Consider the following 22,832-nt stretch of genomic DNA (forward strand, 5'->3'; position numbering starts at 1 on the left):
TGTAGGAGCGGGCTTGCCCGCGAAAAGGCCCTGCGCAACACCCCAAAACCCCGATTGTTCGAAGTTGTAACAGCCCCATATCCGCCGATTGCCGCCTTGTTGAACACTCGTTTAGTATCTCGCCCAAGCCCACCCCAACCACAACAACTCGAGGCTTCCCATGACCAGCCTGTTGACCACCCTCGAAGCCGGTGTCGCCTGGATCACGCTCAACCGCCCCGACCAGCGCAATGCCCTGGACATCCCCACCCTCAAGCACCTGCACAGCCTGCTCGAAGACTTCAACGCCGACCCCGCCGTGCGCGTGGTGGTGCTGACCGGCAGCGGGCGCAGCTTCTGCGCCGGGGCTGACCTTGCCGAATGGGCCGAGGCCGAAGCCCGCGGCGCCCTGGAAAGCTACGGCTGGACCGAAACCGCCCATGCCCTGATGCAGCGCCTGCACACCCTCGACAAACCCACCGTCGCCGCGATCAACGGCACCGCTGTCGGCGCCGGCATGGACCTGACCCTGTGCTGCGACCTGCGCATCGCCGCCGCTTCGGCGCGCTTCAAGGCCGGCTACACCAGCATGGCCTACAGCCCCGATGCGGGCGCCAGTTGGCACCTGCCGCGGCTGATCGGCAGCGAGCAGGCCAAGCGCCTGCTGTTCCTCGACGAGTTGTGGGGCGCCGAACGGGCGCTCGCCGCAGGCCTGGTGGGCGAAGTCTGCGCCGACGACCAATTGCTGACCGTCACCGCCGAACTCGCCTCACGCCTGGCCCAGGGCCCGACCTTCGCCTTCGCCCAGACCAAGCGCCTGATCCGCGACGGTGCCCAGCGCACCCTGGCCGAGCAATTGGCGGCGGAGCTGGCCGCCGGGCTGCTGTGCGGGCGCAGCGAGGACGGTGCCGAGGCACTGCGCGCCTCCGTCGAGCGCAGGCCCGCGCGCTTCGTCGGTAAATGATCTCTCAGCACCTCCCCAGTACCTTCTTCAGGACCATGCCAGATGAATTTCCAACTGACCCAAGAACAAGAAATGTTGGTGGAAGCGGTACGCAGTTTCGTCGCCAAGGAGCTGCTGCCCCACGAGGAAGAGGTCGACCGCGCCGACGCGGTGTCGCCCGAGCTTGCCGCGCAGATCCGCGGCAAGGCCATCGCCGCAGGCTTCTATGCCTTCAACATGCCCGAGGAAGTCGGCGGTGGCGGGTTGGACTACCTGTCCCAGGCGCTGATCGAGCGTGAGTTGTCCAAGGTTTCCTGGGCTGTGCACGTGTTCGTCGCACGCCCTTCGAAGATTCTCATGGCCTGCAAGGATGAGCAGATCAACGACTACCTGCTGCCCAGCGTGCAGGGCGAGAAGATCGATTGCTTCGCCCTCACCGAACCTGGCGCCGGCTCCGATGCCAACGCCATCAAGACTCGCGCCGTGCGCCAGGGCGACGACTTCGTGATCAACGGCAGCAAGCACTTCATCAGCCATGCCGGGCATGCCGACTTCGCCATCGTCTTCGCCGTCACCGACACCTACGAGCACAACGGCCGCAAGCGCAATGCCGTGACCGCTTTCCTGGTCGATCGCGGCACCCCCGGCATGACCATCCGCCGTGGGCCCAAGTGCGTGAGCAACCGTGGCTATCACACCTACGAGCTGTTCTTCGACGACTGCAAGGTGCCCGCCAGCAAGGTGCTGGGCGAGGTCGGCAAGGGCTGGGAAGTGGCCAACGCCTGGCTGACCGCCGGGCGGGTGATGGTCGCCGCCAACTGCGTCGGCCAGGCCCAGCGGGCACTGGACCTGTCGCTGCAGTGGTCGGCGGATCGCAAGCAGTTCGGCCAACCGATCGGCAGCTATCAAGGCGTGTCGTTCAAGCTCGCCGACATGGCCACGCAGATCCGCGCTGCGGAGCTGCTGACCCTGCACACCGCCTGGAAGATGGACCAGGGCAGCATGACCGATGGCGAGGCCGGCATGGCCAAGCTGTTCGCCAGCGAAGTGTTGGGCAAGGTCGCCGACGAAGCGGTACAGATCTTCGGTGGCATGGGCCTGATGGACGAAGGGCCGGTGGAGCGGATCTGGCGCAACGCGCGAATCGAACGGATCTGGGAGGGGACATCGGAGATCCAGCGGCACATCATTTCCCGCGAACTGCTGCGCCCTCTGTTGCGCTGATCGGGCTGGAGAACACTCATGTCGCAGTCGATTCGTGACAACCTCAAGCGTCTGCTGGCGCCGCGGCACCTGGCCTTCGTCGGTGGCCGCAGCATGGCCCGCGCCCTCAAGCGCTGCGCCGAAGGCGGGTTCCAGGGCCCGATGTGGCTGGTCAACCCGCAGCACACCAGCATCGATGGCATCCCGTGCGTGGCCAGCGTCGCCGAGCTGCCGTGCGGCCCGGATGCCGTGTTCATCGCCACCAACCGCGAGCTGACCCTGGCCTGCGTCGACCAGCTCGCCGCGCTCGGTGCCGGCGGCGCGATCTGCTATGCCTCGGGCTTCGCCGAAAGTGGCGCCGAGGGCGAGGCCTTGCAGCAGCGCCTGCTGCAGGCGGCCGGTAGCATGGCCCTGCTGGGCCCCAACTGCTATGGCCTGCTCGACTACCTGCACAGCGCCGCGCTGTGGCCGGTCGCCCATGGTGGCAAGACGGTCGAGAAGGGCGTGGCGATCCTCACCCAGAGCGGCAACTTCGCCTACAACCTGTCGATGAGCGACCGTTCGCTGCCGGTGGCCTACATGGCCTCTGTCGGCAACCAGGCGCAGCTGGGCGTGGCCGAGTTGATGGATGTGCTGCTGGACGATCCGCGCGTCACCGCCATCGGCCTGCATCTGGAAGGGTTGAAGAACGTGCCCGGCTTTGCCCGCGCCGCGCACAAGGCGCTGGAGCGCGGTACGCCGATCATCGCGCTGAAGACCGGCGTGTCGCAGATCGGTGCCGAACTTGCGCTCAGCCACACCAGCTCGCTGTCTGGCTCCGACGCGCTGTACGACGCCTTGTTCAAGCGCCTGGGCGTGATTCGCGTGAGCGGCCCGGTAAGCTTCGTCGAAACCCTCAAGGCCGCCGCTTGCGGGCAGTTGCCCCAGGGCGACCGGCTGATTGCCCTGGCCTGCTCGGGCGGTGACGCCGGGCTGATCGCCGATTATGCCGAGCGCAACCATCTGAGCCTGCCCAAGCTCGAGCAGACCCAGGTCGATGAGCTGGCCCAGGTGCTGCCCAGCTACGCCAACCTGGTCAACCCGCTGGACTTCACCACGGCCATCTGGGGCGACGGCGAGGCGCTGCAGCGCATGCTCGACAGCGCCCTGCGCAGCGACGCCGATGCGGCGATGCTGGTGCTCGACTATCCGGCGGAGTTCACCGGCGAGCGCAAGGAGTGCGACCTGCTGCTGGCGCTGTACTGCCAGGCCCTGGCGCGTCACGGCAAGATCGGCTTTGTCACCTCGGCCTTCCCCGAGCTGCTGCCGGCCAGCGCCCGTGAGCGTCTGCATGCCCATGGCATCGCGGCGTTGCAGGGCGTGGAAGATGGCCTGGCGGCCTGGGGGCGGATCGTTGAGTACCAGGCCAATCGACAGCGCCTGCTGGCGTTGGGCGAGTCCGCGCTGGTGCCGTTGTGCCCGCAGGCACTGACTGGCAAGACTCGCTTGCTGGACGAGTGGCAGTCCAAGCAGGCCCTGCGCCCCTTTGGCTTGCCGGTCCCGGACGGTCGGCTGAGCACCCCCGGTTCGGCGCTGGCCGATTCGGCCACTGTCGGCTTTCCGTTGGTGCTCAAGGCGGTCAGCGCACAGTTGCCGCACAAGACCGAAGCTGGCGCGGTGGCGCTGAACCTGCGTGATGGCCGGGCGCTCGAGGCGGCGCTGCACCAGATGCGCGAGCGTATCCATGCCCACGCGCCACAGGTGCCGTTCGATCGAGTACTGCTCGAACCGATGGCCGAGCCAGCGTTGGCCGAGCTGATCGTCGGCATCAAGCGCGAGAACGGCTTTGCCCTGGCACTGGTCATCGGGGCGGGCGGGGTGCTGGTCGAATTGCTCAAGGACAGCACCAGCCTGCTGCTGCCCACCACCGATGGCGCCATCCGCGCGGCCTTGCTCGGGCTGCGCAGCGCCGGGTTGCTGCAGGGTTTCCGCGGGCGTCCGCCGGCCGACCTGGATGTTCTGGTGGCGGCGATCCGCGCGGTGGCCGACTACGCCTGCGAAAACGCCAGCCAGTTGCTGGAGCTGGACGTCAACCCATTGATGGTCGGTGCCAATGCCACCACGGCGGTCGATGCACTGATCCGCCTGGGCCAGGCCCGAGGAGATGAACATGCATGACAAACCCTTGACCGGCGGCCAGGCCCTGGTCCGATTGCTGGCCAACTATGGCGTCGACACCGTGTTCGGCATTCCCGGCGTGCACACCTTGGAGCTGTATCGCGGCCTGCCTGGCAGTGGTATCCGCCATGTGCTGACCCGCCACGAGCAGGGCGCAGGCTTCATGGCCGACGGCTATGCGCGCATCAGCGGCAAGCCAGGCGTGTGCTTCGTCATCACCGGCCCCGGTGTGACCAATGCCGCCACTGCCATCGGCCAGGCCCACGCCGACTCGATTCCGTTGCTGGTGATCTCCAGCGTCAACCACAGCGCCAGCCTGGGCAAAGGCTGGGGCTGCCTGCACGAGACTCAGGACCAACGCGCGATGACCGCGCCGATCACCGCCTTCTCGGCGCTGGCCCTGAGCCCGGAAGACCTGCCTGAGCTGATTGCCCGCGCCTGGGCGGTGTTCGACAGCGAGCGGCCGCGGCCGGTGCATATCTCGGTGCCGCTGGATGTGCTGTCGGCAGCGGTGGCGCGTGACTGGAGCGCCGAGGTGGTACGCCGCCCTGGCCGCAGCGTGCCGGATCGCACTGTGCTGGATCAGGCGGCGGCCAGGCTGGCCGCTGCCAGGCGCCCGATGATCATCGCGGGCGGTGGAGCACTGCAGGCGGGGGCCGAGCTGTCTGCACTGAGCGAGCGCCTGGCTGCACCGGTGTTCACCAGCGTGGCAGGCAAGGGGCTGCTGCCGCCTGAGGCGCCGCTCAGTGCCGGTGCGAGCCTGTGTGTGGAGCCGGGCTGGCAGATGATCGCCGAGGCGGACGTGGTGCTGGCGGTGGGGACCGAGATGGCCGACACCGATTTCTGGCGCGAGCGCCTGCCGATCAACGGCGAACTGATTCGTATCGATATCGACCCGCGCAAGTTCAACGATTTCTACCCGTGCGCGCTGGCATTGCAGGGTGATGCGCGCCTGACCCTGGCCGGGGTGCTGGAGCATCTGCCGGATATTCGCCGCGATGCCACGGCGGCTATCCATGCGGTTGCCGGTCTGCGCGAGGCGGTGAGGGCAGGGCATGGGCCGTTGCAGCGATTGCACCAGGGCATTCTCGATCGTGTGGCCCGGGCGTTGCCGGACAATGCCTTCATCAGTACCGACATGACGCAGTTGGCCTACACCGGCAACTACGCCTTCCCCAGCAAGACACCGCGCAGCTGGCTGCATCCCACGGGGTACGGAACCCTGGGCTATGGTCTACCGGCGGGGATCGGCGGCATGTTCGCCGGGGACGAGCGTCCAGGCCTGGTGCTGGTGGGGGACGGCGGGTTTCTGTACACCGCGCAGGAGCTGGCCACGGCGGTCGAGGAACTGGACCGGCCGCTGGTGGTATTGCTGTGGAACAACGATGCGCTCGGGCAGATCCGCGACGATATGCTGGGCCTGGATATCGAACCCATCGGCGTGCTGCCGCGCAACCCCGACTTCATCGGCCTGGGCCGTGCCTTCGGCTGCGCCGTGGCGCAGCCCGGCAGCCTCGATGAGCTGGAGCAGGACCTCAGGAACGGATTCGCGCGCAACGGCGTCACCCTGATCGAACTCAGGCACGCCAGCGCCCATTGATGGAGGCTTTTCATGCGTTTTTCCAAGCTGACCCAGCGCATCGCCGGTGACGGCGCTGCGGCCTGGGAGATCCACTACCGCGCCCTCGAGCTGCAGGCTCAGGGCCGCGACATCCTGCTGCTGTCGGTGGGCGACCCGGACTTCGACACCCCGGCGCCGATCGTCCAGGCCGCCATCGACAGCCTGCAGGACGGCCACACCCATTACTCCGATGTGCGCGGCAAGCATGCCCTGCGCCAGGCCATCGCCCGGCGCCACCAGCAGCGCAGCGGCCAGGCCGTCGATGCCGATCAGGTGACGGTGCTGGCCGGTGCCCAGTGCGCGTTGTTCTGCGTGGCCCAGTGCGTGCTTGATCCGGGTGACGAGGTGATCGTCGCCGAGCCGATGTACGTCACCTACGAGGCCGTGTTCGGCGCCTGTGGCGCCACGGTGGTGCCGGTGCCGGTCAAGCCCGAGCATGGTTTTCGCGTGCAGGCCGAGGATGTTGCCGCGCGCATCACCCCGCGTACCCGTGCGCTGGCCCTGAACAGCCCGCACAACCCCTCCGGCGCCAGCCTGCCGCGCAGCACCTGGGAGGCGCTGGCCGAACTGTGCGTGGCCCATGACCTGTGGCTGATCAGCGACGAGGTGTACAGCGAGTTGTTGTACGAAGGCGAGCACATCAGCCCTGGCAGCCTGCCGGGCATGGCCGACAGGACGGCGACGCTGAACAGTCTGTCCAAGTCGCACGCCATGACGGGCTGGCGAATCGGCTGGGTGGTCGGCTCGCCAGCGTTGGCCTGCCATCTGGAGAACCTGGCGCTGTGCATGCTGTATGGCTCACCGGACTTCATCCAGGATGCCGCAGTGGTGGCGCTGGAGCAGCGCCTGCCGGAGCTTGAGGCGATGCGCGAGGCCTATCGGCAGCGGCGCGACCTGGTCTGCGCATGCCTGGCCGATTGCCCGGGGGTGAAGGCGCTCAAGCCCGATGGCGGGATGTTCGTGATGGTCGATATCCGCCAGACCGGCCTCAGCGCCCAGGCGTTTTCCAGCCTGCTGCTGGAGGAGCATGGCGTGTCGGTACTGGCGGGGGAGGCGTTCGGGCCGAGTGCGGCGGGGCATATCCGCCTGGGGCTGGTGCTGGGGGCCGAGGCCCTTACCGAGGCTTGCCGGCGGATTGCCCGGTGTGCGGCGCAGGTGCTGGAGGGCAGGGTGGTCACGGGGTGAGGCGCAGGGCCCTTTCGCGGGCAAGCCCGCTCCCACAGGTACACCGCCAGTTTCGAGAGCGGCGCTTTACCTGTGGGAGCGGGCTTGCCCGCGAAAGGGCCGGCCCTGCCTATCAACCTTCCACAGCCCCCTCAACCGGACGATCAAACGCAACGAACAACTGGTCCGCCGTGATCGCCCCCAGGTCCAGGCGCATGTTCGCCTCGAGCATCGCAAACAGCCGGGTGAACACCTCGAACACCTTGCAGTGATCCTCCATCCCCGAAAACGGGTTGTCGATCTTCTCGGCGATCAGCGAGCTCTCCTGCACCGCGTCGTACACCTCGCGCAGGGTGATCTCGCTGGCCGGGCGGGCGAGGGTGAGGCCGCCCTGGGCACCGCGCCAGGACTTGAGAATGTTGGCCTTGACCATCTGCGAAGCCAGGCTGCGCACCCGTGTCGGGTGCACCTTGACCCACTTGGCGATGGTCTCGGTGCGCAGTTTCTGCGGCGCGTTGGCGGCCACGAACGAGAGGATGTACGAGGCGGTGATCAGACGGGTCGATTGGCTCATCGGTAAAAACCCCTGGTGAATCGCAAAGTCGGTGTCCCTGTGAAAATCCATCTTGGCAGGGGTATGCCAATGAGTCTAATGTATTTGTCACGATGACAATTACAAATATTCGGTCATCGATGCCTGCGATCCTTCTTTCCAGCGGTTCAACAGGGGCAATGCCATGAGCGATAAGAACAACAAGATCACTCAAGCGATGCCCGACGGCGGCCTGCCACGTCGGGAGTTCCTCAAGTACAGCGCGGCGGCGGCGACCTTCGCCGGTGCCTTCTCCCTGGGCCTGCCCATGCCGGGCTGGGCCGAGCAGGCCACGCCCAAGGCTGGCGGCACCCTGCGCATGGGGCTGGCCGGGGGCAGCACCACCGACTCGCGTGACCCCGGCACCTGGGCCGACACCTTCACCTTCGTCGGCTTCTCGGCGGTCTACAACACCCTCAGCGAAATCAGCGTCGACGGCACCGCCATCCCGGAGCTGGCCGAACGCTGGGAGTCCACCCCCGATGCCAAGGTCTGGACCTTCTTCCTGCGCCAGGGCGTGACCTTCCACGACGGCAAGAGCCTCGATGCTGGCGATGTGGTCGCTTCGATCCAGCACCACCTGGGCGAGAAATCCACCTCGGCGGCGAAGACCGTCCTCGGTGATGTTGCCGTGGTGCGTGCCCAGGACGCCGCCACCGTGGTGTTCGAACTGCACTCGGGCAACGCCGATTTCCCCTATGTGGTCGCCGACTATCACCTGGTGATCATGCCCGCCAAGGACGGCGCCGCCGACTGGCAGGCCGGCACTGGCACGGGCGGCTATCGCCTCAAGCACTTCGAGCCGGGCGTGCGCATGGACCTGGTACGCAGCCCCGATTACTGGAAGCCGGGCCGGGCGCACTTTGCCAGCGCCGAGCTGCTGTCCATCGCCGATGGCGCGGCGCGGGTCAATGCCCTGGTCACAGGCCAGGTGGACGTGATCAACAAGGTCGACCTCAAGACCGTGGCGCTGCTCAAGCGCAACCCGCAACTGGTGATCGAGGAAACCAAGGGCGCCCAGCACTACACCTTCCCCATGCTCTGCGACGCCGCGCAGTTCCAGGACAACAACGTGCGCCTGGCGCTCAAGCACGCCATCGACCGCCAGGCCTTGCTGACCTCGGTGCTGTACGGCTACGGCCAGATCGGCAACGACCACCCGATCCAGCCCGGCAGCCGCTTCATCAACACGGCCCTGGAGCAGCGCGTATACGACGCCGACAAGGCGCGCTTCTACCTCAAGCAGGCCGGCATGGACAGCCTCAAGGTACGCCTGCAGGCCTCCGATGCCGCCTACACCGGCGCGGTCGACGCCTCGGTGCTGTTCAAGGAGCAGGCGCGCAAGGCCGGTATCGACATCGACGTGGTACGCGAGCCGGCCGACGGCTTTTTCACCAATGTGTGGATGAAGCAGCCGTTCACCACTTCGTTCTGGTACTCGAGCCTGACCGCCGACCGCATGTTCAGCATCGGCTATGCCAAGGGCGCGGCATGGAACGAGACGCACTGGGACAACCCGCGCTTCAACCAGTTGCTCAATGCCGCCCGTGGCGAGATGAACGCGGCGCTGCGCCAGGAGATGTACAACGAAATGCAGGCGCTGTGCCGCGACGATGGCGGCGCCATCGTGCCGCTGTTCGCAAGCTCCGTTGCGGCGCGCTCCAGGCGGGTGATGCACGGCGGCGTCACCGCACCTTACGGTGAGATGGACGGCCTGCGCCTGATCGAGCGCTGGTGGCAGGCCTGAACCCCATTTCGTTGCGAGGACCGTACAGTGAATAGTCTCTGCAAACTGCTCGCCCAGCGCCTGGCCCTGGGCCTGCTGTCGCTGCTGGCGGTGTCGGTGATCATCTTCCTGGCGGTGGGCATGCTTCCGGGCGACGTGGCCCAGGCCATGCTCGGCCAGGCCGCAACGCCGGAAACCGTGGCTGCGCTGCGCCTGCAGCTGGGCCTGGACCAGCCAGCGCTGACGCGCTTCTTCCACTGGGGCTGGCAACTGCTGCAAGGCGACCTCGGTGTGTCGCTGGCCAACCAGCGGCCAATCGCCGAGCTGATCGGCGCTCGCCTGGGCAACACCTTCAGCCTGGCGCTGCTGGCGGCGCTGGTGTCGGTGCCGCTGGCGCTGCTGCTGGGCATGCTGGCCGCTCTGTATCGCAACAGTTGGTTCGACCGGCTGCTCAACACCAGCGCCCTGAGCGCGGTGTCGTTCCCGGAGTTCTTCGTCGCCTACATCCTGATCCTGGTGTTCGCGGTGAAGCTGGCCTGGCTGCCAAGCATCTCCAACCTCTCCCCGGATGCCTCCCTCGGCGAGGTTCTGGAGCGCTCGCTGCTGCCGGTGCTGACCCTGAGCCTGGTGGTGGTGGCGCAAATGATGCGCATGACTCGCGCCTCGCTGATCAACCTGCTCGCCAGCCCCTATATCGAGATGGCCCGGCTCAAGGGCATCGGCCAGGCGCGGATCATCTTCCGCCACGCCTTGCCCAACGCCCTGGCGCCGATCGTCAACGTGGTAGCGCTGAACCTGGCGTACCTGGTGGTGGGCGTGGTGGTGGTCGAGGTGGTGTTCGTCTACCCAGGCCTGGGCCAGTTGCTGGTCGACTCGGTGGCCAAGCGCGACATCCCGGTGGTGCAGGCCTGCAGCCTGATCTTCGCCGCCACCTACATCCTGCTCAACACCAGTGCCGACGTGCTGTCGATCGCCAGCAACCCGCGCCTGATGCATCCGAAGGGGTAGCCCATGAGCCTGTACACGCAATTGCGCCGTGCGCCGCTGAGTGCCAAGTTCGGCCTGCTGGTGATCCTGCTGTATGTACTGGTTGCGCTGTTCGCGCCGCTGGTGGCGCCGTTCGGCGAGACCGAAGTGGTCGGCGAGGGCTTCGCGCCCTGGGGCGGGCAGTTCCTGCTCGGCACCGACAACCTGGGCCGCGACATGTTCAGCCGCCTGGTCTATGGCGCGCGCAATACCCTCGCCATCGCTTTCCTGACCACCGTGCTGGCCTTCGCCCTGGGCGGGTTCTGCGGGCTGGTGGCGGCGATCCGCGGTGGCTGGATCGACCAGGGCATGTCGCGGGTCGTGGACATCCTCATGGCCATCCCGCAACTGATCTTCGCCCTGTTGATCCTCAGCGTGGTCGGCACCACCACCACCTCGCTGGTGCTGGTGATCGCGCTGCTCGATGCCACCCGGGTGTTCCGCCTGTCGCGGGCGGTGGCAATGAGCGTGGTGGTGCAGGACTTCGTCGAGGCCGCGCGGCTGCGCGGGGAGGGGCTGTGGTGGCTGGTCACCCGCGAGGTGCTGCCCAATGCCGCCGCGCCCTTGATCGCCGAGTTCGGCCTGCGCTTCTGCTTTGTCTTCCTGTTCATCAGTGCACTGTCGTTCCTCGGCCTGGGCATCCAGCCGCCCACCGCCGATTGGGGCAGCATGGTGCGCGACAACGCCGTGCTGATCACCTTCGGCGATGTCAGCCCGCTGCTGCCGGCGCTGGCGGTGGCGTTGATCACCGTGAGCGTGAATTTCGTCGTCGACTGGGTGCTGCACAAGTCCAGCGGCCTGAAGGAGTGCTGAGCATGAAACCGCTACTGGAAATCCGCGACTTGCACATCGAAGGTCACTCCGACGACGCCTGGCATCCGTTGGTCAAGGGCATCGACCTGACCCTGCAGCGTGGCGAGGTGCTGGGTTTGATCGGCGAATCGGGGGCCGGCAAGTCGACCCTTGGCCTGGCCGCGATGGGTTACGTGCGCGACGGCTGCCGCATCGCCCGTGGCTCGGTGTGCTTCGACGGCCAGGAACTGGTCGGGGCCGCACCTGAGGTGTTGCGCAAGCTGCGCGGCTTGCGGGTCGCCTACGTGGCGCAGAGCGCCGCAGCGTCGTTCAACCCGGCGCATCGCCTGATCGACCAGCATGTGGAAACCGCCGTGGTCAATGGCGGTATCGACCGCGCCACCGCCGAGGCCGAGGCGGTCGAGCTGTACCGCGTGCTGCGCCTGCCGGATCCGGAAAATATCGGCCGGCGTTACCCGCACCAGGTCTCTGGCGGCCAACTGCAGCGCGTGATGACCGCCATGGCCATGGCCTGCCACCCGGACCTGATCGTGTTCGACGAGCCGACCACCGCGCTTGACGTGACCACCCAGATCGAAGTGATCGCCGCCATTCGCGATGCGGTCAAGCGCTTCGGCAGCGCAGCGTTGTACATCAGCCACGACCTGGCCCTGGTGGCGCAGATCGCCGACCGCATCATGGTGCTGCGCCACGGCAGCCTGGTCGAAGAAGCCGCCACCCGCACCATGCTCGGTGCCCCGAGTCAGGACTATACCCGCTCGCTGTGGGCGGTACGCAGCTTCCATACCGAACCCAAGCCCAGCCAGGCGCAGGCCCGGCCACTGCTCGAGGTGCGCAACGCCTCGGCCAGCTACGGTGCCCAGCCGGTGCTGCATGATGTCTCGCTCAAGCTGCAACGCGGCCAGACGCTGGCGGTGATCGGCGAGTCCGGCAGCGGCAAGAGCACCACTGCGCGGCTGATTACCGGGCTCTTGCAACCGAGCAGCGGCCAGGTGCTGTACGACGGTGAAGCCTTGCCGACCGACTACCGCCGGCGCAGCAAGGAACAGTTGCGGCGCATCCAGATGATCTACCAGATCCCCGACACCGCGCTCAATCCACGCCAGCGCATCGTCGACATCATTGGCCGGCCGCTGGCGTTCTACCTGGGGCTCAAGGGCAGGGCGCTGCGCGAGCGGGTCGCCGAGCTGCTGGAGATGATCGAGCTGGACCCGGCCAGGTTCATGGAGCGTCAGCCACGCGAACTGTCCGGCGGGCAGAAGCAGCGGGTGTGCATCGCCCGCGCGCTGGCCGCCGAGCCGCAACTGATCATCTGCGACGAGGTGACCTCGGCCCTCGATCAGTTGGTGGCCGAAGGTGTGCTCAAGCTGCTCGACCGCATCCAGCGCCAGTTGGGCGTGGCCTACCTGTTCATCACCCACGATGTGGCCACGGTGCGCGCCATCGCCGACGAGGTGATGGTGATGCAGCGGGGCAGGGTGGTGGATCAGGGGCGGCGCGAGTCGATCTTTACCCCGCCTTATCAGGATTACACCGGGCTGCTGTTCTCTTGCGAACCGCAGATGGACCCGGACTGGCTCGACCGCCTGTTGGCCGGTCGCGCTGCTGCCACCACCAAGCCCACTGCCGAAGGACAGCTTTCATGAACGTACTGATCGTCCACGCCCATCCCGAACCGCATTCGTTCACCGCCGCGCTGCGCGACCAGGCGGTGGAGACTTTCAAGGCCCAGGGGCATCAGGTGCAGGTCAGCGACCTGTACGCCATGGGCTGGAACCCGGTGGCCAGCGCCGATGACTTCGCCAAGCGCGAGAATCCCGAGTACCTGGTCTATGCGCTGGAGCAGCGCCTGGGGGTCAAGAGCGGCTCCATCGCCGCGGATATCCAGCAGGAGCTGGACAAGCTGCTGTGGGCCGATCTGCTGGTGCTGAACTTCCCGATCTTCTGGTTCTCCGCCCCGGCCATGCTCAAGGGCTGGATCGACCGGGTGCTGGTGTCGGGGGTGTGCTACGGCGGCAAGCGCTTCTACGACCAGGGTGGCCTGGCGGGCAAGAAGGCGCTGGTGACCGTGACCCTGGGCGGGCGTGAGCACATGTTCGGCGAAGGGGCGATCCACGGACCGCTGGAGGACATGCTGCGGCCGATCCTGCGCGGCACCCTGGCCTATGTCGGTTTTGATGTACTGGCGCCGTTCGTGGCCTGGCACGTGCCCTACATCAGCGACGAGGCGCGGGGTGAGTTCCTGGTGCAGTATCGCCAGCGGTTGGAACAGCTCTCGGATGACCAGCCGCTGGTGTTCCCGCGTCTGGAGCAGTTCGACGAGGCGCTGTATCCGTTGCGATGATGGGGCAAATGGCGCTGCCCGCCTGCGCATAGGGCGGCCTGGGCTCAGCCGTGCGGCACCGCGCTCTTGCCCGCGCTCCCGGCGTACTGCTCCTTCAGGTGCCCCTGGTCATCCAGCAACCAGGCATCCATGATCTCGCGCACCACGGGCCCGGCCACCCGGCCGCCAGCCTCGCCGTTCTCGATCATCACCGCCACCACGATGGAGGGATGCTCGGCGGGGGCGAAACCCACGAACAGGGCGTTGTCGCGGTGCCGCTCCAGGGTCTTGTCGCGGTTGTAGCGCTCGCCCTGGCGGATCGCCACGACCTGCGCGGTGCCGCTCTTGCCGGCAATCCGGTACTGCGCGCCAGCGGCGGCCGCACGGGCGATGCCGCGCGGATCATGCATGACCATCTGCATGCCCTGGCTGACCTGGTCCCAGGCGCGTTTGTCATGCAGCACGATGTCGGGCATCGGTTTCGGGTCGACCGGGTGCTCGCCACCCACGGTCATGGCCAGGTGCGGACGGTGCCACACCCCCTTGCTGGCCAGCAGGCTGGTGGCCTGCGCCAGTTGCAGCGGGGTGACCTGCATGTAGCCCTGGCCGATGCCAAGGATCAGGGTTTCGCCGGGGAACCAGGCCTGGCGGCGGGTGGCGCGTTTCCATTGTGCGGACGGCATCAGGCCGGGCGCTTCCTCGAACATGTCCAGCGAGACCTTCTGGCCCAGGCCGAATTCGGCCATGTAGTCGTGCAGGCGATCGATGCCCAGCTTGTGCGCCAGGTCGTAGAAGTAGGTGTCGTTGGAACGCATGATGGCGGTGTACATGTCCACCCAGCCATCGCCGCTGCGGTTCCAGTTGCGGTACTTGTGGTCGTAGTTGGGCAGCTCGTAGTAACCGGGGTCGAACACGCGGCTACCCGGGTTGATCACGCCGCTGTCCAGGCCGGCGATGGCCACTTCCGGCTTGACCGTCGAACCGGGCGCGTACAACCCGCGCAGCACGCGGTTGAACAGCGGGCGGTCGATCGAGTCGCGCAGCGCGGCGTATTGCTTGAAGCTGATGCCCTTGACGAACAGGTTGGGGTCGAAGCTGGGGTTGCTGACCATCGCCAGCACGTCGCCCGTGGCCGGGTCCAGCGCCACCACCGCACCACGGCGATCGCCCAGGGCCTTTTCGGCGGCCTGCTGCAGTTTGGCGTCCAGGCTCAGGACGATATCCTTGCCCGGCACCGGATCGTGATGGCGCAGCACGCGCATGACCCGCCCCTGGGCATTGGTCTCGACTTCCTCGTAGCCCACATGGCCGTGCAGCTCGTTCTCGTAGAAGCGCTCGACGCCGGTCTTGCCGATCGACTGGGTGCCGCGGTACTCGGTGCTGTCGAGGGTCTTGGCTTCCTTTTCGTTGATCCGCCCGACGTAGCCGACCGAATGGGCGAAATGCTCGGCCAGCGGGTATTCGCGGATGAACTGCGGCTCGACGTCCAGGCCGGGCAGACGGAACTGATTGACCGCGATCAGCGCGATCTGCTCTTCGCTCAGGCCGAACATCAGGGTGACCGGTTCGAAGGGCTTGCGGCCGCGGCGCAGGTCTTTGTCGAACTGGGCGCGGTCGTCGTCGGAGAGGTTCAGGACCTTGGCCAGGGCGTCGAGCACGGCGGGGGTCTGGCCGTTGGTGCGCTCGCGGGTCATGGTGAGGTTGAAGCTGGGCTTGTTGTCGGCCAGCACCACGCCGTTACGGTCGTAGATCAACCCGCGCTCGGGGGCGATGGGCAGCACGTGCACGCGGTTGTTTTCCGAGACCGCCGATTGCTGGTCGTGCTGCAGCACCTGCAAGACATATAGTCTGCCGATCAGCACGGCAACCAGGCCCAGGGTCAGCGCGGCGCAGACCAGCAGCCGGCGGTTGACCAGGTGCTTTTCCTTTTCGTGGTCCTTGAGGGGAATCGGCTGTGGCATGGGGGCTCGGTGACGTGATGACGAGTGAAGGCGAGGGCTGGCCCGCCGTGGGCCGTCTGCGGCCCCAAGGGCCGGGGATGCTACGCAAGCTCGGCGGTCGGCTCAAGGTCGGTCACGGCCAGCCAATAGCGTGACGTGCCGCCCACCCCGGTAACAGCGCGCTGGCGTGGAAGATGAAAATTCCTTCATCTGACCGCTGGCGCCCGGTCGCCGGCTGCGCACCACTGTCGATGTCAATTTCCGCCACCTATCGTCATGAACTGGCACAATCCCTTGTTTGCCTTATCCGGAGACTTCCATGCTGCGCATATTCGAGCGTTGGCTTGACCCTTTCCCACCCGACGAAGCCCCACCACCGCCCATGGGCCTGGCGCGGTTCATGTGGGCCTGCACGCGCGGTGCCCGCGGCTATATCGTGGCGCTGGCGCTGCTCAGCGCTGCAGTGTCGATCTACGAGGCCTGGCTGTTCGCCTTTCTCGGCCAGGTCGTGGACCTGCTCGCGACCTGGAAAGTGGGCGACGCGGTGACCGCAGAGGAGGCGAGGGTGCTGTGGGGCGCGGGTGCCTTGCTGCTGGTCAGTATCGGCCTGGTGGCGGGGCGCACGCTGGTGCAGCATCAGGTGCTGGCGATCAACCTGCCACTGCGCCTGCGTTGGGATTTCCATCGCCTGATGCTGCGCCAGAGCTTGTCGTTCTTCTCCGACGAGTTCTCAGGCCGGGTCACTACCAAGGTGATGCAGACGGCGCTGGCGGTGCGTGAGGTGCTGTTCACCCTGATCGAGATCCTGCCGGGTATCGGCGTGTACTTCGTGGCGATCATTGCCCTGGCTGGCGGCTTCGCGCTCAAGCTCATGCTGCCGTTCATTGCCTGGGTGGCGCTGTTCGGCCTGACCATGGTGTATTTCGTCCCGCGCCTGGGGCAGGTCGGCCAGGAACAGGCCCATGCCCGCTCGTCGATGACTGGGCGGGTTTCGGATGCCTACACCAACATCACCACGGTGAAACTGTTTTCCCACTCCCGGCGCGAGGCGCACTTCGCCCGTGCGGCGATGGAGGATTTCAAGCAGACCGGCTTTCGCCAGATGCGCCTGGTCAGCCAGTTCGAGATCGCCAACCAGGCGCTGGTGGTCGGCCTGATCATGGGCGCGGGCGGTTACGCCCTGTGGCTGTGGCACCAGGGCGAAGTGGGCGCTGGCGCGGTGGCGGCGATCACCGCCATGGCATTGCGCGTCAATGGCATGTCGCACTGGATCATGTGGCAGATGACTTCGCTGTTCGAGAACATCGGCACCGTGCAGGACGGGATGGTGACCCTGACCACCGGCCCCAAGGTCCAGGATGTGCCGAACGCGGGGGAGCTGGTGACCCACGGCGGGGCGGTGAGCTTCGATAATGTGCGTTTCAACTATAACGGCGAGCGCCAGGTGCTCGATGGCCTGAGCCTTGAGATCCGCCCCGGCGAGAAGATCGGCCTGGTCGGCCGCTCCGGTGCGGGCAAGTCGACGCTGATCAACTTGCTGCTGCGTTTCTATGACGTGGACAGTGGCGAGATCCGCATCGATGGGCAGAACATTGCCCAGGTCACCCAGGATAGCCTGCGCAGCGCCATTGGCATGGTCACCCAGGACACCTCGCTGTTGCACCGTTCGATTCGCGACAACATCGCCTACGGCCGCCCAGAGGCGAGCGAGGCGCAGATCCGCCGTGCTGCCGCCAGTGCCCAGGCCGATGGCTTCATCAGCCAGTTGAGCGACCGCCAAGGGAACACCGGCTACGACACCTTGGTCGGCGAGCGTGGCATCAAGCTGTCCGGTGGCCAGCGCCAACGCATCGCGATCGCCCGGGTGATGCTCAAGAATGCCCCGATCCTGTTGCTCGACGAAGCCACCAGTGCGCTGGACTCGGAGGTCGAGGTTGCCATCCAGGAAAGCCTCGATGACATGATGCAGGGCAAGACGGTGATCGCCATCGCTCACCGGTTGTCCACCATCGCGGCGATGGACAGGCTCATCGTGATGGATGAAGGGCGCATCATCGAACAGGGCACCCACGCTGAACTACTGGCCAGAAACGGCACCTATGCGCGGTTGTGGCAGCATCAGAGCGGTGGGTTCCTGGGAGAGGATCAGGGCGTGGTGGAGTCCACCGAATAGTTGTCCTGCGACCGTTCGTCGCCAGGATTGCCTAGTCTGCATCCACAACGGCTGCTGGCGGGTACAGGAAGGTAGCAGTCATCGACTGCCCAACCGCGTACCCATCAGGAGTCCATCCCATGAAAATCCCGTTTGCCTCGATCCTGCTCGTATCGAGCTTCATGCTCGCGCAACAGGCTGCCCATGCTGCGGTGCCCGATGCCGTCAAGGTGCCCGCAGGCCACACGGTCATGCTCGAAACCGTCGGCGTCGGTGAAATCACCTACGAGTGCCGGGACAAGGCCAATGCGCCGGGCGAGACCGAGTGGTTCTTCGTCGGTCCCAAGGCGACCCTCAGCGACCGCAGTGGCAAGGCTGTCGGCGACTACTTTGGCCCGCCCGCCACCTGGCAGGCCAAGGACGGCTCGAAAGTCACCGGCACCCAGCTTGCCGTAGCCCCTGCAGGCAAAGGCGATCTGCCGTATCAACTGGTCAAGGCGAATCCGGCCGAGGGTAAGGGGGCAATGCACGGGGTCAGCTACATCCAGCGCCTCGCCACTCAAGGCGGGGTGGCCCCGGCAATGGCCTGTACAGCGCAGAACAAGGGGGCGCAGCAGATCGTCAAGTACCAGGCCGACTACATCTTCTGGTCTGCCAAATGACGCGTGGTTGAACTGACGCTTGGCAATGGATCATCTACGCTGCTCTACAAGCCCCGGCCGCAAGGCCGGGTGTCAGCGCCGACACAGGACCGTGCCGAGAGTGAATTCATCCGTTACGCCTTTCGATTTCCAGGGTTGCCTTGCCGCTTGCGCGCGGGGTGACCGCAGCGCCTTGCAGGCGCTCTACGACCATGAAGGTTCGCGTTTGCTCGGGGTGGTGCGGCGCATCGTGCGCGATGACGCCATGGCCGAGGATATCGTTCACGACGCGTTCATTCGTATCTGGACACGGGCGACCAGCTTCGATGCGACGCGAGGTTCGGCTCGGGGCTGGATCTACAGCATCAACCGCCACCTGGCCTTGAACGCCGTACGCGACAGCAGACAGGAGACGGCGTTGGACGACGCGGACATCGTGACCTTGGTTGGGGAATTCGACGAGGGCGCCATCTGGTCAGGCTCTGCGAAGATCTATCGCTGCCTTGAGCAACTGCAGCCTGCACCGCAGCGGTGTGTCCTGCATGCCTATGTGGACGGCTGCAGCCACGCGGAAATCGCCAGCCTGATGGGGGCGCCGCTGGGTACGGTCAAGGCGTGGATCAAGCGAAGCCTCGAGGCGCTGCGGGAGTGCATGACATGACGCCGGGTTCAACCGATGACCCTTCGCAACTGCTCGACGTGCTGGCGGGGGAGTATGTGTTGGGGACGCTGTCTGCCGAACAGCGCGCTGCGGTGCTTGCGCGACTGGACCGCGAGCCGGACTTGCGGGCGGCTGTCGACCGTTGGGAGGCGCGCCTGCTCGAGTTGACTACGCTGGCTGAGCCGCAACGACCCAGCACGCGTCTGTGGCGACGGATCGACCGCAGTATTTCGGAGCAGGCGCGGCAGGTGCATCCGACAAGCCGATGGTGGAAGCGCCTGGGCCTGTGGCAAGGCGTGAGCGCCGCCGGCCTGGCGGCCACTGTGTTGCTGAGTCTGGCGCTGCTGATCACCCGGCCTGCGACGACCCACTACCTGGTCGTGCTGGTAGCGCCGACCGACCAGGTGCCCGGCTGGGTGGTGCAGGCCAGCGATGCGCGGACCATCGCGTTGATCCCGCTGGGTCGGGATCAGGTGCCAGAAGGGATGACCCTGCAGTTCTGGACCAAGGGCGAGCAATGGCAGGCGCCAGTCTCCCTGGGCCTGGTCAAGCCTGGCGAACAGTATCGCGTGCCGCTGCGCGACCTGCCGCCTCTGGAGCCCAATCAGCTGTTCGAGCTGACGCTGGAAAAGGCTGGCGGATCGCCCACGGGCCGACCGACCGGCCCGGTGAAGTTCATCGGGCGTTCGGTGAAGGTCATTTGAAATTTTGTGGCGGGCATCTGCTGGGAGGTACTAGTCACATTTAGTTACTACGAAATGGCATCAAATTGCCTTTTTGGCCCGATTCATGGGGGCTGAGCAGGTGGTTTGCCACCCAGCGGTCACAAAGTTGTAATACAGCTGCTGCAAAGTGTTCCGGCCATCACACGGAGCGCTTTTCCATGATACGCCTGATGAAGTCTGCTGCACTCGCCGTTGCGGTTTCGCTTAGCGCCACTTCGGCCTTCGCCGCAGAAAACGTCCGCCTGACCGGTTCCGGTGCCAGCTTCCCCGCACCGATCTACCTGACCTGGTTCAAGGATTTCAGCAAGAAGACCGAAGGGGTCACCGTCGATTACCAGTCCAAGGGCAGTGGCGCCGGTGTCCAGGACTTCCTGAACAAGACCGTCGATTTCGCCGCCAGCGACTCGGCCATGAAAGACGAAGAAATTGCCAAGGTCGGCGAGGGCGTTCAGTTGCTGCCGATGACTGCGGGCGAGATCGTCCTGGCCTACAACCTGCCGGGCAACCCCAAGGGCCTGAAGCTGCCGCGTGACGTCTACTCCGACATCTTCCTGGGCAAGATCACCCAGTGGAACGACCCGAAAATCGCTGCTGCCAACCCTGAGCTGAAACTGCCGGCTACCCCGATCACCGTGGTCGTGCGTGCAGACTCCAGCGGTACCACCGCCGTCTTCACCAAGCACCTGTCGGCCATCAACCCGGCCTTCAAGGAAGCGCTGGGCGAGGGCAACACCGTCAACTGGCCAGCGACCGACAAGTTCATCAAGTCGCCGAAGAACGATGGCGTGACCGCCACCGTGCGCCAGACCCCGGGTGCGATCGGTTACATCGAGTACGGCTTCGCCAAGCTGGCCAAGGTCGACTTCGCTGCCCTGCAGAACAAGGCCGGCCAGTATGTCGTACCGAACGCCGAAAGCGGTGCCGAAGCACTGGCTGCAGTGAAGATGCCGGAAAACCTGGTGGCCTGGCTGCCTGACCCGGACGGTGCCAAGTCCTACCCGATCACCTCCTACACCTGGATGATCTTCCGCAAGGACAACGGCAACCCCGCCAAGGCCAAGGCCATGCGCGACATGATCGAGTACAGCCTGACCGAAGGTCAGAAGATCGCCGACTCGATGGGCTACATCCCGCTGCCGCAGTCGGTTGTCGACCAGGTGCGCAAAGCGGCTCAGAACATCCAGTAAGACTGCCAGGTTGCGCCCGGCCTGCCTTGCAGGCATGCCGGGTGCCTCTGCCCCTGTCCCGGAAATAATCCATGAACACACCTTTTGCCATTCCGGATAACCCCGACTCTGCATGCCAGCCGCCGTCAACCAGGGATTTCCTGGTCGACCGTACGTTCCGTGCACTTGCACGTATCGGCGTGGTGCTGGTGCTGGCGCTGGTCTTTGCGCTGATCTACGAAGTAGGACGCAAGGCGCTGCCGGGTATGGAAAAGCACGGATTCGATGTGCTCTTCGGCAGCGTGTGGGACGTTAACCAAGGCAAATACGGCATTCTGCCGGCGATCTGGGGCACGCTCTACAGCGCCCTGATTGCATTGCTGATCGCCGGTTTCTTCGGTATCAGCATGGCGATTTTCCTCACCCAGGATTTCCTGCCCGCAAAACTCGCTGCGGTGTTTCGCACCATCGTCGAGCTGCTCGCCGCCATCCCCAGCGTCGTCTATGGCCTGTGGGGCATTTATGTGGTGATCCCGGCGATCCGTCCGCTGACCGCATGGTTGAACAGCGAGCTGGGCTGGATTCCGTTCTTCGGTTCCTCCTTGAGTGGGCCTGGGCTGCTGCCAGCGGCACTGGTGCTCGCCATCATGATTCTGCCCACCGTGGCCGCGGTGTCCCAGGACGCGCTGACCAGCGTGCCGATGAAGACCAAGCAGGCAGCCTACGGCATGGGCACCACCCACTGGGAAGCCATCCTCAAGGTTATGGTGCCGTCCGCCGCCACCGGCATCTTCGGCTCCCTGGTGCTTGGCCTTGGCCGTGCCCTGGGCGAGACCATGGCGCTGGCCATGCTGGTGGGTAACGCCAACACCATCACGCTTTCCCTGTTCGCCCCGGCCAACACGCTGGCGGCCTTGCTGGCCCTGAACTTCCCTGAAGCCGGGCCGAACGAGGTCGAGGTGCTGATGTACGCGGCGCTGGTACTGATGTTCATCACCCTGCTGGTGAACGTCGTTGGATCGCTGATCATGCTCTACGCCCAGCGGGGTAATAAATAATGACCGACCTCACGACCCCTGCAACTGCCTTGCCCAGCCTGCAGCGCCGGTTCGAAGGCCGCGCCCTGCGCAGCCTGACCCTGACCACGATGGTGTGGTGCGTGGCCCTGCTGGCCAGTGTGCCGCTGATTTCCGTGCTCTACATGCTGATCACCCGCGGCGGTGCACGCCTGAGCCTTGAGGTGTTCACCGAGCTGCCACCCACCGGCTTCGAGATGGGCGGTGGTTTCGGCAACGCGATGGCCGGTACCTTCGTCATGGTCGGCATTGCCGCTGCCATCGCGGTGCCGGTCGGCATCCTGGCGGCGATCTTCCTGGCCGAACTCGGTCCGGACAGCAAGCTTGCCAACGCATCGCGCTTTGCCGCCAAGATGCTCACCGGCCTGCCGTCGATCCTGGCTGGCGTGTTCGCCTATGCCCTGGTGGTCATGACCACCGGCACATACTCCGCACCGGCCGGTGGCGTGGCGCTGGCGGTTCTGATGCTGCCGATCGTCGTGCTGACCGCCGAAGAGGCGATGAAGATGGTGCCCAAGATCATGAAGGACGCCGCCTACGGCATGGGCTGTACCCGCGCCCAGGTGATCTGGAAGATCGTCTTGCCGACCGGCATGCCGGCCATCCTCACCGGTGTCATGCTCGCCGTGGCCCGCGCCGCTGGCGAAACCGCGCCGCTGCTGTTCACCGCGTTGTTCAGCAACTACTGGATCTACCACGACGGCAGCCTGGCGGTGATGAACCCCACGGCCTCGCTGGCGGTACTGATCTACAACTTCTCCGGCATGCCTTTCGACAACCAGCTGGAGCTCGCCTGGGCGGCCTCGCTGGTACTGGTGATGATCGTGCTGGTCGTGAATATTCTCAGCCGTATTTTCGGCAAGCCTAAGTATTGAGAACGGGAGCATCTAACTTGAACGTATCGACTGCGCAAAGAGCCGCTCC

19 protein-coding genes are annotated in these 22,832 nt (G+C 65.8%); 17 read left to right on the top strand and 2 right to left on the bottom strand.

All coding sequences use genetic code 11. From position 1 onward, the window contains the following. The first annotated feature begins 160 nt into the window (after positions 1-160). Genes HU729_RS04485 through HU729_RS04505 form a run of 5 tightly spaced genes read left to right on the top strand, consistent with a single transcriptional unit; the run spans position 161 to position 7,088 of the window. Complete coding sequence (locus HU729_RS04485) at positions 161-943, top strand: enoyl-CoA hydratase-related protein (protein ID WP_186665257.1); 783 nt, start codon at positions 161-163, stop codon at positions 941-943. A gap of 42 nt (positions 944-985) precedes the next feature. Then, positions 986-2,146 carry an acyl-CoA dehydrogenase family protein gene (locus HU729_RS04490; RefSeq protein WP_065863505.1) on the top strand — a complete coding sequence of 387 codons (1,161 nt, stop codon included), beginning with the start codon at positions 986-988 and terminating at the stop codon, positions 2,144-2,146. 18 nt (positions 2,147-2,164) lie between these two features. Beyond that, positions 2,165-4,282 (top strand): acetate--CoA ligase family protein, encoded by a 2,118-nt coding sequence (locus HU729_RS04495; RefSeq protein WP_186708575.1) that lies wholly within the window; start codon positions 2,165-2,167, stop codon positions 4,280-4,282. Beyond that, positions 4,275-5,882: a 5-guanidino-2-oxopentanoate decarboxylase gene (locus HU729_RS04500; protein ID WP_186708577.1), complete on the top strand. Its 1,608-nt coding sequence runs from the start codon at positions 4,275-4,277 to the stop codon at positions 5,880-5,882. The genes HU729_RS04495 and HU729_RS04500 overlap by 8 nt, the downstream gene beginning before the upstream one ends. 12 nt (positions 5,883-5,894) lie before the next feature. Beyond that, positions 5,895-7,088: a pyridoxal phosphate-dependent aminotransferase gene (locus HU729_RS04505; RefSeq protein ID WP_186708578.1), complete on the top strand. Its 1,194-nt coding sequence runs from the start codon at positions 5,895-5,897 to the stop codon at positions 7,086-7,088. A gap of 112 nt (positions 7,089-7,200) precedes the next feature. Here the strand turns inward: HU729_RS04505 and HU729_RS04510 are convergent, their stop codons facing one another. Next, a complete protein-coding gene (locus tag HU729_RS04510; RefSeq protein ID WP_063544552.1) occupies positions 7,201-7,641 on the bottom strand; it encodes an Rrf2 family transcriptional regulator in 441 nt (146 codons plus the stop codon). Positions 7,642-7,804: 163 nt separating this feature from the next. Between HU729_RS04510 and HU729_RS04515 the strand changes: the two genes are divergently transcribed. Genes HU729_RS04515 through HU729_RS04535 form a run of 5 tightly spaced genes read left to right on the top strand, consistent with a single transcriptional unit; the run spans position 7,805 to position 13,568 of the window. Next, the gene (locus HU729_RS04515; protein WP_186708579.1) at positions 7,805-9,406 is read left to right on the top strand and encodes an ABC transporter substrate-binding protein; all 1,602 of its coding nucleotides are present in this window, start codon (positions 7,805-7,807) and stop codon (positions 9,404-9,406) included. A 27-nt stretch (positions 9,407-9,433) separates the two neighbouring features. Then, positions 9,434-10,393, top strand: a complete 960-nt coding sequence (locus HU729_RS04520) for an ABC transporter permease (protein ID WP_065863509.1) — start codon at positions 9,434-9,436, stop codon at positions 10,391-10,393. Between the two features lie 3 nt (positions 10,394-10,396). After that, positions 10,397-11,224, top strand: coding sequence for an ABC transporter permease (locus HU729_RS04525; RefSeq protein ID WP_186708580.1), 828 nt, complete (start codon positions 10,397-10,399; stop codon positions 11,222-11,224). Positions 11,225-11,226: 2 nt separating this feature from the next. Continuing rightward, a complete protein-coding gene (locus tag HU729_RS04530; RefSeq protein WP_186708581.1) occupies positions 11,227-12,870 on the top strand; it encodes an ABC transporter ATP-binding protein in 1,644 nt (547 codons plus the stop codon). Beyond that, positions 12,867-13,568 (top strand): NAD(P)H-dependent oxidoreductase, encoded by a 702-nt coding sequence (locus HU729_RS04535; RefSeq protein ID WP_186708582.1) that lies wholly within the window; start codon positions 12,867-12,869, stop codon positions 13,566-13,568. The genes HU729_RS04530 and HU729_RS04535 overlap by 4 nt, the downstream gene beginning before the upstream one ends. A gap of 44 nt (positions 13,569-13,612) precedes the next feature. Here HU729_RS04535 and mrdA read toward each other — a convergent pair whose 3' ends face one another. Next, positions 13,613-15,508, bottom strand: coding sequence for a penicillin-binding protein 2 (mrdA, locus tag HU729_RS04540; protein WP_186708583.1), 1,896 nt, complete (start codon positions 15,506-15,508; stop codon positions 13,613-13,615). A 298-nt stretch (positions 15,509-15,806) separates the two neighbouring features. Here mrdA and HU729_RS04545 point away from each other — a divergent pair, with 298 nt between their 5' ends. The 7 genes from HU729_RS04545 (at position 15,807) to pstA (ending at position 22,783) form a co-directional block, all read left to right on the top strand. Then, positions 15,807-17,660, top strand: coding sequence for an ABC transporter ATP-binding protein (locus HU729_RS04545; RefSeq protein ID WP_186708584.1), 1,854 nt, complete (start codon positions 15,807-15,809; stop codon positions 17,658-17,660). Between the two features lie 119 nt (positions 17,661-17,779). Then, complete coding sequence (locus HU729_RS04550; RefSeq protein ID WP_186708586.1) at positions 17,780-18,301, top strand: DUF3455 domain-containing protein; 522 nt, start codon at positions 17,780-17,782, stop codon at positions 18,299-18,301. A 100-nt stretch (positions 18,302-18,401) separates the two neighbouring features. Further along, positions 18,402-18,941 (top strand): sigma-70 family RNA polymerase sigma factor, encoded by a 540-nt coding sequence (locus HU729_RS04555; RefSeq protein ID WP_186708588.1) that lies wholly within the window; start codon positions 18,402-18,404, stop codon positions 18,939-18,941. Then, positions 18,938-19,645: an anti-sigma factor gene (locus tag HU729_RS04560; protein WP_186708590.1), complete on the top strand. Its 708-nt coding sequence runs from the start codon at positions 18,938-18,940 to the stop codon at positions 19,643-19,645. The genes HU729_RS04555 and HU729_RS04560 overlap by 4 nt, the downstream gene beginning before the upstream one ends. Positions 19,646-19,824: 179 nt before the next feature. After that, positions 19,825-20,853, top strand: coding sequence for a phosphate ABC transporter substrate-binding protein PstS (gene pstS / locus HU729_RS04565; protein WP_186665237.1), 1,029 nt, complete (start codon positions 19,825-19,827; stop codon positions 20,851-20,853). Between the two features lie 71 nt (positions 20,854-20,924). Further along, the gene (gene pstC, locus HU729_RS04570) at positions 20,925-21,890 is read left to right on the top strand and encodes a phosphate ABC transporter permease subunit PstC (protein WP_186665235.1); all 966 of its coding nucleotides are present in this window, start codon (positions 20,925-20,927) and stop codon (positions 21,888-21,890) included. After that, complete coding sequence (gene pstA, locus HU729_RS04575; RefSeq protein WP_186665233.1) at positions 21,890-22,783, top strand: phosphate ABC transporter permease PstA; 894 nt, start codon at positions 21,890-21,892, stop codon at positions 22,781-22,783. The genes pstC and pstA overlap by 1 nt, the downstream gene beginning before the upstream one ends. Positions 22,784-22,832 lie beyond the last annotated feature (49 nt).

This window comes from Pseudomonas sp. RW10S2 (assembly GCF_014268985.1).
Taxonomy (GTDB): Bacteria; Pseudomonadota; Gammaproteobacteria; order Pseudomonadales; family Pseudomonadaceae; genus Aquipseudomonas; species Aquipseudomonas wayambapalatensis.

Bases quoted from the DNA above. Each gene is read 5' to 3' on its own strand.
- HU729_RS04485 (WP_186665257.1), top strand. From the start codon at position 161: ATGACCAGCCTGTTGACCACCCTCGAAGCCGGTGTCGCCTGGATCACG.
- HU729_RS04490 (WP_065863505.1), top strand. From the start codon at position 986: ATGAATTTCCAACTGACCCAAGAACAAGAAATGTTGGTGGAAGCGGTA.
- HU729_RS04495 (WP_186708575.1), top strand. From the start codon at position 2,165: ATGTCGCAGTCGATTCGTGACAACCTCAAGCGTCTGCTGGCGCCGCGG.
- HU729_RS04500 (WP_186708577.1), top strand. From the start codon at position 4,275: ATGCATGACAAACCCTTGACCGGCGGCCAGGCCCTGGTCCGATTGCTG.
- HU729_RS04505 (WP_186708578.1), top strand. From the start codon at position 5,895: ATGCGTTTTTCCAAGCTGACCCAGCGCATCGCCGGTGACGGCGCTGCG.
- HU729_RS04510 (WP_063544552.1), bottom strand. From the start codon at position 7,641: ATGAGCCAATCGACCCGTCTGATCACCGCCTCGTACATCCTCTCGTTC.
- HU729_RS04515 (WP_186708579.1), top strand. From the start codon at position 7,805: ATGAGCGATAAGAACAACAAGATCACTCAAGCGATGCCCGACGGCGGC.
- HU729_RS04525 (WP_186708580.1), top strand. From the start codon at position 10,397: ATGAGCCTGTACACGCAATTGCGCCGTGCGCCGCTGAGTGCCAAGTTC.
- HU729_RS04530 (WP_186708581.1), top strand. From the start codon at position 11,227: ATGAAACCGCTACTGGAAATCCGCGACTTGCACATCGAAGGTCACTCC.
- HU729_RS04535 (WP_186708582.1), top strand. From the start codon at position 12,867: ATGAACGTACTGATCGTCCACGCCCATCCCGAACCGCATTCGTTCACC.
- mrdA (WP_186708583.1), bottom strand. From the start codon at position 15,508: ATGCCACAGCCGATTCCCCTCAAGGACCACGAAAAGGAAAAGCACCTG.
- HU729_RS04545 (WP_186708584.1), top strand. From the start codon at position 15,807: ATGCTGCGCATATTCGAGCGTTGGCTTGACCCTTTCCCACCCGACGAA.
- HU729_RS04550 (WP_186708586.1), top strand. From the start codon at position 17,780: ATGAAAATCCCGTTTGCCTCGATCCTGCTCGTATCGAGCTTCATGCTC.
- HU729_RS04560 (WP_186708590.1), top strand. From the start codon at position 18,938: ATGACGCCGGGTTCAACCGATGACCCTTCGCAACTGCTCGACGTGCTG.
- pstS (WP_186665237.1), top strand. From the start codon at position 19,825: ATGATACGCCTGATGAAGTCTGCTGCACTCGCCGTTGCGGTTTCGCTT.
- pstC (WP_186665235.1), top strand. From the start codon at position 20,925: ATGAACACACCTTTTGCCATTCCGGATAACCCCGACTCTGCATGCCAG.
- pstA (WP_186665233.1), top strand. From the start codon at position 21,890: ATGACCGACCTCACGACCCCTGCAACTGCCTTGCCCAGCCTGCAGCGC.